General features: G+C 47.5%; 10 protein-coding genes. 4 read left to right on the top strand and 6 right to left on the bottom strand.

Annotation, left to right across the window (positions count from 1 at the left end):
• Positions 1-60: 60 nt before the first annotated feature.
• Complete coding sequence (rpsO, locus tag Q3C19_RS04775; protein WP_022161550.1) at positions 61-330, bottom strand: 30S ribosomal protein S15; 270 nt, start codon at positions 328-330, stop codon at positions 61-63.
• Positions 331-680: 350 nt separating this feature from the next.
• On the opposite strand from rpsO, the gene typA reads away from it, so the two are divergent.
• Positions 681-2,483: a translational GTPase TypA gene (gene typA / locus Q3C19_RS04770; RefSeq protein ID WP_022161549.1), complete on the top strand. Its 1,803-nt coding sequence runs from the start codon at positions 681-683 to the stop codon at positions 2,481-2,483.
• A gap of 225 nt (positions 2,484-2,708) precedes the next feature.
• Positions 2,709-3,593, top strand: a complete 885-nt coding sequence (locus Q3C19_RS04765; protein ID WP_302727556.1) for a helix-turn-helix domain-containing protein — start codon at positions 2,709-2,711, stop codon at positions 3,591-3,593.
• Between the two features lie 125 nt (positions 3,594-3,718).
• On the opposite strand, the gene Q3C19_RS04760 is transcribed toward Q3C19_RS04765, so the two are convergent.
• The 4 genes from Q3C19_RS04760 to Q3C19_RS04745 all read right to left on the bottom strand — a co-directional run bounded on the left by Q3C19_RS04760 (position 3,719) and on the right by Q3C19_RS04745 (position 6,899).
• Entirely contained in the window at positions 3,719-4,366 is a 648-nt protein-coding gene (locus Q3C19_RS04760; RefSeq protein ID WP_302727554.1) for a nitroreductase, read from the bottom strand.
• A gap of 41 nt (positions 4,367-4,407) precedes the next feature.
• A complete protein-coding gene (locus Q3C19_RS04755; protein WP_277122046.1) occupies positions 4,408-4,791 on the bottom strand; it encodes a DUF6565 domain-containing protein in 384 nt (127 codons plus the stop codon).
• 152 nt (positions 4,792-4,943) lie between these two features.
• Entirely contained in the window at positions 4,944-6,413 is a 1,470-nt protein-coding gene (locus Q3C19_RS04750; protein ID WP_302727551.1) for a catalase, read from the bottom strand.
• A gap of 18 nt (positions 6,414-6,431) precedes the next feature.
• Entirely contained in the window at positions 6,432-6,899 is a 468-nt protein-coding gene (locus Q3C19_RS04745) for a hypothetical protein (RefSeq protein ID WP_302727549.1), read from the bottom strand.
• 107 nt (positions 6,900-7,006) lie between these two features.
• Between Q3C19_RS04745 and Q3C19_RS04740 the strand changes: the two genes are divergently transcribed.
• Complete coding sequence (locus Q3C19_RS04740; protein ID WP_071148065.1) at positions 7,007-7,891, top strand: LysR substrate-binding domain-containing protein; 885 nt, start codon at positions 7,007-7,009, stop codon at positions 7,889-7,891.
• A 96-nt stretch (positions 7,892-7,987) separates the two neighbouring features.
• Here Q3C19_RS04740 and pckA read toward each other — a convergent pair whose 3' ends face one another.
• Positions 7,988-9,595: a phosphoenolpyruvate carboxykinase (ATP) gene (gene pckA, locus Q3C19_RS04735; protein WP_071148064.1), complete on the bottom strand. Its 1,608-nt coding sequence runs from the start codon at positions 9,593-9,595 to the stop codon at positions 7,988-7,990.
• A 791-nt stretch (positions 9,596-10,386) separates the two neighbouring features.
• Here pckA and upp point away from each other — a divergent pair.
• The gene (gene upp, locus Q3C19_RS04730) at positions 10,387-11,046 is read left to right on the top strand and encodes a uracil phosphoribosyltransferase (protein WP_071148063.1); all 660 of its coding nucleotides are present in this window, start codon (positions 10,387-10,389) and stop codon (positions 11,044-11,046) included.
• Positions 11,047-11,129: the final 83 nt, after the last annotated feature.

The following is an 11,129-nucleotide window of genomic DNA, read 5'->3' as shown; positions in this document are numbered from 1 at the left end:
AAAGAAGGTGTGCTTTTTGACACACCTTCTTTTGCTTTAATGCTATTGCCGCAAGTGTGATTACTTACGCAAGCCAAGCTCTTTAACGATGGCACGATAGCGATTGATGTCGCGGTTGTACAGGTAGTTCAGTAACGCACGGCGTTTACCTACCAACATCGTCAAGGCTCTTTCAGTACTATAATCCTTTCTGTTGAGCTTCATGTGCTCAGTCAGACGGGCAATACGGTAGGAAAACAAAGCTATCTGAGACTCAGCTGATCCAGTATCAGAGTTAGACTTTCCGTACTTGCCGAAGATTTCTTGCTTTTTAGCAGCGTCTAAATACATAAAATGTTTAATTAAAAAGTTATTGAATATTCCCTTTCGGGGCTGCAAAGGTAGATATTATCTTTGATATGGCAATGACTTTCAGGCAAAAAAGTGATTGCTATGTTCTTTTTTGTCGAAAATAGTTGAGTGTTTGTGCCCGATTGCGTAACAACGGATTGTAATGTTAAAATTAAAGCGACAAATAACGATCCCTGCAGGAAGGATGGCAGTGATTGAAGGTTGTACATTGGAAAAACGGGTGTGGAAACAGAGAATTAGAGGGTTAAGGAAGCGACTTTTTGACATATACCGGACGGTAATCGTAAAAAATACACTATCTTTGCACCCTGAAAATAATAGGTATTCGTATGCAAAACATCAGAAACATTGCCATCATTGCCCACGTGGACCATGGCAAGACGACGCTTGTAGACAAGATGCTGCTGGCCGGAAATCTGTTCCGAAGCAACCAGAGCACGGGTGAATTAATGCTGGATAACAATGATTTGGAGCGTGAACGAGGAATAACGATTCTTTCGAAAAACGTATCTATCAATTATAAAGGTACTAAAATCAATATTATCGACACTCCGGGACACAGCGACTTTGGCGGTGAAGTAGAGCGTGTGCTCAATATGGCCGACGGTTGTATCCTGCTGGTGGACGCTTTCGAAGGGCCGATGCCGCAGACGCGTTTTGTGCTTCAGAAAGCTTTGCAGATTGGTCTGAAGCCCATTGTGGTGGTCAATAAGGTCGATAAACCCAATTGCCGTCCCGAAGAAGTATATGAAATGGTATTTGACCTGATGTTCAGCCTGAATGCAACGGAAGATCAGCTTGATTTTCCTGTGATTTACGGTTCGGCCAAGAATAACTGGATGAGTACCGACTGGCAGAAGCCAACGGATAATATTACTCCGTTGCTCGATTGCATCTTGGAGAATATTCCGGCTCCTGAACAACTGGAGGGTACGCCGCAGATGCTGGTGACTTCACTTGACTATTCTTCCTATACCGGTCGTATAGCAGTGGGACGTGTTCATCGCGGTACGTTGCGTGAAGGCATGAATGTGTCCTTGGCAAAGCGTGACGGAAGCATTGTAAAAACAAAAATCAAGGAGCTGCATACATTTGAAGGTATGGGCCGTGTAAAAGTGCCCGAAGTATCGTCGGGTGATATTTGTGCGCTGGTGGGTATCGAAGGATTCGAAATCGGTGATACCATTTGCGATTATGAAAATCCGGAAGCATTGCCGCCTATCGCTATCGATGAGCCTACCATGAGTATGCTTTTCACCATTAACGATTCGCCTTTCTTCGGTAAAGAAGGAAAGTTTGTGACTTCGCGCCACATTCACGACCGTTTGATGAAGGAGCTGGACAAAAACTTGGCTTTGCGTGTGAAGAAGAGCGAGGAAGATGGTAAATGGATTGTATCGGGTCGTGGCGTGTTACACCTGTCGGTGCTCATCGAAACCATGCGTCGTGAAGGTTATGAATTACAGGTAGGTCAGCCGCAAGTTATCTTTAAGGAGATAGACGGTGTAAGATGCGAACCTATCGAGGAATTGACAGTGAATGTTCCCGAAGAATATGCCAGCAAGATTATCGATATGGTGACTCGCCGTAAGGGAGAAATGGTGAAGATGGAGAGTGCGGGTGACCGTGTGAACTTGGAATTCGACATGCCTTCGCGCGGTATCATTGGTTTGCGTACTAATGTGTTGACTGCTAGTGCCGGCGAAGCCATCATGGCTCATCGTTTCAAGGAATATCAGCCTTATAAGGGTGAGATAGAACGTCGTACCAACGGCTCCATGATTGCGATGGAAAGCGGAACAGCTTTTGCCTATGCTATCGATAAATTGCAGGATCGTGGTAAGTTCTTTATCTTCCCGCAAGAAGAAGTGTATGCCGGTCAGGTTGTAGGCGAGCATTCGCATGATAACGACCTTGTTGTGAACGTGACCAAGTCGAAGAAACTGACCAATATGCGTGCTAGTGGCTCAGACGAAAAAGCCCGTCTGATTCCGCCCGTACAATTCTCACTCGAAGAAGCATTGGAATACATTAAGGAAGACGAATATGTGGAAGTAACTCCGAAGTCCATGCGTATGCGTAAGGTTATTCTTGATGAGACAGAACGTAAGCGTGCGAACAAGAACTCTTAAACGACGTATTTTCATATAATAAGCGAAGGGGCTGTGCCGAGACATTATTGGTTTCGACACAGCCCTTTCAGCTTTTTAGCTTTGCAGCGACAATATTATGAGTTTTGTTTGCTACCTTTTGTATGGGAAAACAATTTTTAATTCAGTGCATATTGTTAGGTGTTTCGGAAAGAATGGCGTAAATTTACGCCATTCTATACTTTTCATAAGAAGAAACTGCTGAAAATGCCTGAAGAGAATATGCAACATACAGGGCCGATGTACCGGTTTGATTGTCGCCGTCAGGAGTTTGCTCCTTACGGGCTGACGTGTGAGGTGTGGACTCCCGATCTGATGCGGCGCCCCGACCGTCATAATGAGATAGAACTGAACTATGTGCCTGCCGGTTCCATTGCTTATTTATTTCAGGATCGCAGGGTAGTAGTGCCTTGTGGACGATTGGCAGTGTTTTGGGGACTGGTTCCTCATCAAATTGTGCATTACGAGTCTGATACGCCTTACTATGTTTGCACCATTCCTTTTTCCTTGTTTCTGGAATGGCGGCTTCCATCAGCTTTTACCGATGCGGTGCTTCGCGGGGGTGTGTTGCTGGATGACGAAAGGCGTCAAGGTAAGGTCGATTATGACGAGTATTTGCTGAGGCGAATGGCATCGGAGAGCGATAAACCCTATTTTCAGGAGGTTACTACACTGGAGCTGCATGCGCGTCTGTTGCGTATGGCAGTAGGCTTGACCAAGGGGAAACAATTGGAAACTCAGTCTGTATATTTGGGTGAGATCAGTCTGGTAGAACAGATGGCCATTTATATTGCACGCAATTATAGGGAGCCTATCAAAGTGACCGATGTCGGGGCTGCTGTGGGGCTACATCCCGACTATGCGAATGCTCTGTTCAAGAAAGCCTTCGGGCTTACGTTGGGGGAGCATATTATTGAGGAGCGGGTTGCTCATGCCCAGCGGATGCTGGTGACAGGTAATCAGGCAGTGATGAACATTGCTTTCGAGTGTGGCTTCAATTCGGTCAGCAGTTTTAATGCTGCATTTCAGAAATTGAACGGCTGCACGCCGCGCGAGTTCAGAAAGCAATGCCGTGGCAAGGTTGGAGAATGAGAAGATGATAAACTTTTTCAGGCACGAACTGCACGGAAGCGATGCGGAAGCCAGGAAAGACATCCGCAACAATCTGTGCAGTTCGTGCCTGAATAGTTTCCAGAGACTTACTATTTGTGCCTTTTTCAGTCGATAAATTGTACTTTCTCTGCATTACGCGGTTTGGCGGCAGGCGCTTCGTCCGGATAGCCGAAAGCAATGCAGTATAGCAGTTCGTAGCCTTCGCTGAAGTTTAGTTTTTTCAGATATTCGGCAGCTTCGGGTGATTTCATGAAACGTGCCGGTCCGCCCAGGCAACACGATCCGATACCCATAGATTGTGCTGTGAGTATCATATTGCCTCCCAACAGGCCACAGTCTATCTGTGAACAGTCATACGACGGGGCATTGGCAATGAATACTACTGTCGGTGCGTTGCGGAACATGTTTTTGAACGACGGGTCTTCGGCTGCCTTGGGGTTGCTCTTCTTGTAGAGTTCCGTTACGCCGTTGATAAATTCCGGATTGTCTACTACACGTACTTCCCACGACTGTTTGTTCATACCGTTGGGGGCGTTGATGCCACATTTCAGTATGGTCTGCATGGTGTCGCGGTTCACAGGTTGCGGTTTATACTGGCGGATGCTGCGACGATCCATGATGGTTTTAATAACGGCTTCCGACTGGCTGAGGCTTTCAGGAGTCGCAGTGTTTTCTTTTTGCGAAGCGGGGGCGGTACATCCGATAGCCGCACACAGACAGAGGCCGCCCACGATACCTTTCAATAGTTTCATATACACGTTTATTTAGTTTGATGTTTCTGGCAATTATAAAATTAAGGATTGGTTTGTTGTTCCTGATTTTCCAGTCCTTCGTCCACTCCTTCAAGGAAACCACCGAGTGCAGCACCAGCCTTTTCCATCTGTTCCATGATGGCTTTCCCGCTATTCTTGAATACGGTGGCAGCATATTGACCTTGCAATTTGGCCACTTCTTTCAGTTCTTCCTCAGTGAGGTCTTCGTACGAGTTGATTTTGTCGAGTAGTTTGCTAAACTGCTCATTGGCTTTTTCCCATTGTTCGGCGGTATAATCCTTACCTTCTTCATTGATTTCTTCTACGAAGTCTTTCAGGTCGTCGATACGTCCTTGTTTCGATTGGCACGATTGAAAGCCCATGATGCCGATGGCGAACAGGGCGAGCAGGAGATACTTTTTCATAAGAGGTTCTTTTTTGTGAATCAAATAGTTCTTGGCAAAACTAGTGAAATATTTCAATAAAAACCTCTGCTTTTTTACTTTTTTCAGCCCTCCAGTCTTTGTTGGGTTACTTTTTTATATGTAAGATTTGCTGGAGGGCTGAAAGTATTAGGTTAGGCTTCGACCAGTCCGGGATGAGTTATGTCGATGCCCAGTGCCTGAGCGATGCCGCGACCATAATTTTCATCGGCTTTCAGACAGTTACGGATATGGCGAAGTTTGATTTCTTCGGGAATGTCGCCCATTGCACGGGCTGTATTTTCAAACAGAACCTGTTGTTGTGCAGGTGTCATCAGGCGGAACAGATCGCCGGCCTGTGAATAGTAATCCGAATCGTCTTCGCGGTAGTCCCATTGGTAGGCAGCTCCGTCCAGTTCGAGGGGTGGCTCCTTGTATTCGCCTTGTTGTTGCCATTCGCCATAGCTGTTAGGCTCATATCCCAGTGTCGAGCCATAATTGCCGTCAACTCTCATTTGTCCGTCACGATGGTACATATTGAGGAACGGACAACGGCTGCGGTTCACAGGAATCTGATGGTGGTTCACCCCCAAGCGGTAACGTTGCGTATCGCCGTACGAGAAGAGACGTCCTTGCAACATGCGGTCGGGTGAGAAGCTGATGCCTGGCACTACGTTGGCCGGATTGAAGGCTGCCTGTTCTACGTCGGCGAAGTAGTTTTCGGGGTTGCGGTTCAGTTCCAGTACGCCTACTTCGATGAGCGGATATTCTTTCTGCGACCATATTTTGGTGAGGTCGAAGGGGTTGAACGGACAGTTATCAGCCAGTTCTTCTGTCATCAGCTGGATGAACATGGTCCAACGTGGGAAGTCGCCTTTTTCGATGCTTTCGTACAAGTCGCGCTGGTGGCTTTCGCGATCTTTGGCTATGATGGCTTCAGCTTCCTGATCGGTCAGGTTCTTGATACCCTGTTGGGTACGTAAATGGAATTTTACCCACGTTCGTTTGCCTTCGGCATTGATGAGCGAGAAGGTGTGGCTGCCATAGCCGTGCATATGTCGGTACGAAGCCGGGATGCCGCGGTCGCTCATGGTGATAGTTACCTGATGAAGTGCTTCGGGCAGTAGTGTCCAGAAGTCCCAGTTGTTGCGTGCACTGCGCATGTTGGTGCGCGGATCGCGCTTGACGGCATGATTCAGATCGGGGAACTTCAACGGGTCGCGCAGGAAGAAGACGGGGGTGTTGTTTCCTACCAGATCCCAGTTGCCTTCGTCTGTATAGAACTTGATGGCAAATCCGCGGATATCGCGTTCGGCATCGGCAGCTCCACGCTCTCCGGCTACGGTCGAGAAGCGTACAAAAACTTCCGTCTCTTTGCCGATCTGTGAGAAGATGGAGGCTTTGGTGTAGGGGGTAATGTCATGAGTTACGGTAAATTTGCCGAAAGCTCCCGATCCTTTGGCGTGCATACGGCGTTCGGGAATGACTTCACGGTCGAAGTGTGCCAGTTTCTCCAGAAACCATACATCTTGTAAGAGCATCGGCCCCCGGCGTCCTGCGGTGGCTACATTTTGATTGTCGGCTACAGGTGCTCCTGCAGCAGTGGTCAGTTTCTTAGTTTTCATACCATGTTACGTTTATAGTTAGTGAATAAAGGGTATACCGATGAAATGGTCCAATTGAGTTTTGTCCTCGTCGGTGAGGCGTCCGGTTTTCGATTTCAGAAAGGGTACAGGGTATGTTCGTGGAATGTTCAGTGTCCGTTTCATGCGCATGTACATACTGCCTGTCCTGAATCGGTAAGTGGTGAAAAGAAGTGTACGGTCGGCCTGCACCAGCTGTTGTATCTGTCGGCTGAAGTCCTGCCATTGCCTGTGCGGATGTTGTCCGATGATGAGCCATCCGCAAGTCCAGCAGCCCGAAATCAGAAAGTCGCATCCTGCCAGCTTCTCCGGTGTGGCATCCGACACGGTACTTAGACTGACGCTCAGGCCTTTCGACCAAAGGTACATGGCTATTTCGCGGGCATAAGCGGCCGTTTTTCCTTTGTGGCTGTAATAGAGAACAACGGCTTTTTTACCGTTGGTTATGTGACCATTTATCTTTTTCATCTTCTTTCTTTATTGTTTTCGAACAAATATATGGAGGAGTGGGTTATTTTTTTATATCTGCAAAATTCATTTTTTCGATAAACCTTATAGGCTAAAACGATTGAAACATGGAATTACGCCAACTGAAGTATTTCAAGGAAGCTTGTGAGCGGCAGAATTTTTCGGAAGCAGCTCGTGTACTTCATATCTCTCAGAGTACGCTTTCGCAACAGATCAAACAGCTGGAGGATGAACTGGATGTATTGCTTTTCGACCGTATTGGCAAGCGTATTGTACCCACCGAGGCCGGTCATGCCTTTTTGCCTTATGCCGTCCGGGCCATTCACGATGCGGAAGACGGACGACAGATTATTCATGACTTGAAGGGAATTGAAACAGGGGTACTGCGTATCGGTGTGACTTACAGCATGAGTCCGCTACTGATTGCAGCACTGAAGCTTTTTTCGCAAGCCCATCCCAAAGTACGGGTAGAAGTTACTTTTGCTACTTCCGAAGAACTGTTGAAGCGGCTGGACGGTAGTGGCCCCGACTTTGTACTTTCGTTCAAACCGGAAGGAGTGGAAGATGAGTTTGAAACGCTGCCGCTTTTCTCTTCGCGTCTTAACTTCATTGTTCATCGTTCGCACCCGTTGGCCGAGCTTTCGTCGGTCACGTTGAAGCGCCTGTCGCAGACGCCGTTGATATTGCCGGCTTGTGGATTTGCTACGAGAAAGAAAGTGGAAGAACTGTTCCGTCGGCATCATATGGAACTTACGGCTTCTGTCGAAATGGACGATGTCCATACCATCATTCATGCGTTGAGGAGTGGGCAGTGGGGAACCATACTGACACAGGCCGCTGTTCGTGGTGAGCCCGACCTGATGCAGATTCCGATTCTTTGCAATGACCATCTCACTTCGCGTGGCTTTCTGTTTTGGCCACAGGGTACTTATCGGAAAAAGTCGGCTCTGGCTTTTGCTGATTTTCTGCTGAAGGTGACGGGTGGACGGTGAGGTTCTTGTTTTGTCTGCTGAAGAACTAGAAAAGAAAGAGGGTACATCCGCACCGGATGTACCCTCTCTTTTATTGATTGCTTATAGTCTTTTCGATTAGAGCTTCGGACCAGCAGCAACCAGCTTCTTACCTGCTTCGTTGCCAGTGAACTTAGCGAAGTTCTTGATGAAGCGGCCAGCCAGGTCTTTGGCTTTTTCTTCCCATTGGCATGCGCATTCGTAAGTGTCGCGAGGATCGAGGATCTTCGGATCAACACCCGGCAATTCTGTCGGAACTACGAAGTCGAAGTACGGGATAACCTTTGTAGGAGCCTTGTCGATAGAACCGTCCAGGATAGCGTCGATGATACCACGAGTATCGCGGATAGAAATACGCTTACCAGTACCGTTCCAACCAGTGTTAACCAAGTATGCCTTAGCACCTACTTTTTCCATCTTCTTAACCAACTCTTCTGCATATTTAGTCGGGTGCAAGCTCAGGAAGGCTGCGCCGAAGCAAGCAGAGAATGTCGGAGTCGGTTCAGTGATACCACGTTCTGTACCAGCCAACTTAGCAGTGAAACCAGACAGGAAGTAGTACTGAGCCTGTTCGGGGTTCAGGATAGATACCGGAGGCAATACACCGAAGGCATCAGCTGACAGGAAGATTACCTGGTGAGCGTGAGGACCTTTAGATACCGGCTTAACGATGTTTTCGATGTGGTAGATAGGATAAGAAACACGAGTGTTCTCAGTTACGCTCTTATCAGCGAAGTCGATCTTACCGTTGGCGTCAACTGTTACGTTCTCCAACAGAGCGTCGCGCTTGATGGCAGCGTAGATATCGGGTTCGCTTTCCTTGTCGAGGTTGATAACCTTAGCATAGCAACCACCTTCGTAGTTGAATACGCCTTCGTCGTCCCATCCGTGCTCGTCGTCACCGATCAGTTTACGTTTCGGGTCAGTAGACAAAGTAGTCTTACCTGTACCAGACAGACCGAAGAAGATAGCAGTGTCAGTGCCTTCCATATTAGTGTTGGCAGAGCAGTGCATAGAAGCGATACCACGCAACGGGTTCAGGTAGTTCATGATAGAGAAGATGCCTTTCTTCATTTCACCACCGTACCAAGTGTTCAGGATAACCTGTTCGTTAGTCTTCAGGTTGAATACAGTAGCTGTTTCAGAGTTCAGACCCAGTTCCTTGTAGTTGTCAACCTTAGCCTTGGCTGCGTTGAATGATACGAAATCGGGTTCACCGTAGTTGGCCAGTTCTTCTTCTGTCGGACGGATGAACATGTTCTTTACGAAGTGAGCCTGCCAAGCAACTTCCATGATGAAACGTACTTTCAGACGAGTTGCAGGGTTGGCACCGCAGAATGTATCCATAACGAACAGACGCTTGCCGCTCAGCTGTTTAACAGCTTTAGCCTTCAGGTCAGCCCAAGCTTCTTCAGAGCAAGGTTTGTTGTCGTTCTTGTATTCGTCAGAAGTCCACCATACAGTGTTTTCGCTGGCTTCATTCTTAACGAAGAATTTATCTTTAGGAGAACGTCCGGTATAGATACCAGTCATTACGTTCACAGCGTTCAGTTCTGTTACCTGACCTTTTTCGTAGCCTTCCAGACCAGCTTTGGTCTCTTCTTCGAACAATACTTCATAAGACGGGTTGTGGAGAATCTCCTTTACGTCTTGAATACCGTACTTGCTTAAATCTAAATTTGCCATTTCTTTTTAAGATTTTAAAAATTGGTATTTTTGTGAATAATCTCTTTTTACCTTTATCTTTACAAGGGGAGGGGAGTCCTCGTCAGAATCCGTTGTCCGTCGCAGGGCGGTTTCGGATAAGTCCCTTGTTTTTCGACTACAAAAGTACGATTTTCTTTCGAAAGAAAAGTCCTATTGGAGAAATTTTTCTTTAATTGGACTTCTTTTATAAATCCATAACAATATCTGCTAACTGAATGTTGCAAAACGGATAAAACTGAGACGGTTTTTGCTGTGTGTACATTGCAGACTGTTGGTGTCCAGCGTGTAAATTGGTTTCAGGTGGGGTGAAACGTCGGTTGCTATCGGGTGAAGGAAGGTTGGAATGTATGATGTTTCACCACAATTACCTCAGATACAGTAGCTTGCGTTGAAACGTGCAGAAAAGATATGAAATGGCTGTGAAACGTTACCTTTCACCGCATCTTCCTATGTATCAGCTTTGAAGAAGCCGGGTGAAAGGATGAAGGATGTGAAGCAGGAAACAGAAAACGTGCTGTGAAGGGTATACAGACGGGGTTGAGCGGTGCAAGTGTGGCTCGTGAGCGGTACAAGTGTGGCTCGCGAGCCGTGCAAGTGTTCTAGCCGAGCCATGCAAGTGTGGCAGTCGTACTATGTAGGCATGGTTGGCATATATTATATATATGAACATATTTTCACATCGGACGGGTGTTTTCGGGAGGAAAGTTTTATATTTGCATCGAATTGCCTTCTTCCGTTTGTACGGCTTCGAAGGCCGAAAATAGAATCGTATGAAAGTTATAGATTTTGCAGAAACCAATTCGGTCATCAATCAGTATGTGGCCGAAATCCGCGATGTGGATATACAGAAAGAACGTTTGCGCTTTCGCCGTAATATCGAACGCATCGGCGAACTGATGGCTTATGAAATGAGTAAGGAGTTGACCTACTCCGTGAAACAGGTGCAGACACCGCTGGGTGTGGCTCAGGTCAGTACACCCGACGATGAGCTGGTGGTTGCTACGGTGTTCCGTGCCGGGCTGCCTTTACATCAGGGTTTTCTGAACGTGTTCGACCGTGCCGGCAATGCCTTCGTATCGGCGTACCGTTATTATAAGGATAAGGAGTGTCGCGAGCTTGATGTGCACATCGAATACATCGCTTCGCCCAACCTGACAGGGAAGACGCTGCTGCTGGTCGACCCCATGCTGGCCACTGGCGAGAGTATGGAGCTGGCCTGGAAAGCTTTTCTGTCGAAGGGGACTCCCAAGCGGTTGCTGATAGCCAGCGTGATAGCCAGCCGTCAGGGAGTGGAACATTTGCAGCAGGTATTTCCGAACGATGACGTTGCGTTGTGGTGCGCAGCCATCGATCCTGAACTGAACGAGCGTTCCTACATTGTGCCGGGGCTGGGCGATGCCGGTGACTTGGCTTACGGCGAGAAGCTGTAACAGAGAAGGGCAGTACGTGGGTACAGGTTATCTGTTCCTTCCTATAGATACGAATGACGCGGATTGCACGGATTTATCTTTTA

This window comes from Bacteroides sp. ET489 (assembly GCF_030518095.1).
GTDB lineage: Bacteria > Bacteroidota > Bacteroidia > Bacteroidales > Bacteroidaceae > Bacteroides > Bacteroides ndongoniae.
This window is presented reverse-complemented; position numbering and strand designations above follow the sequence as displayed.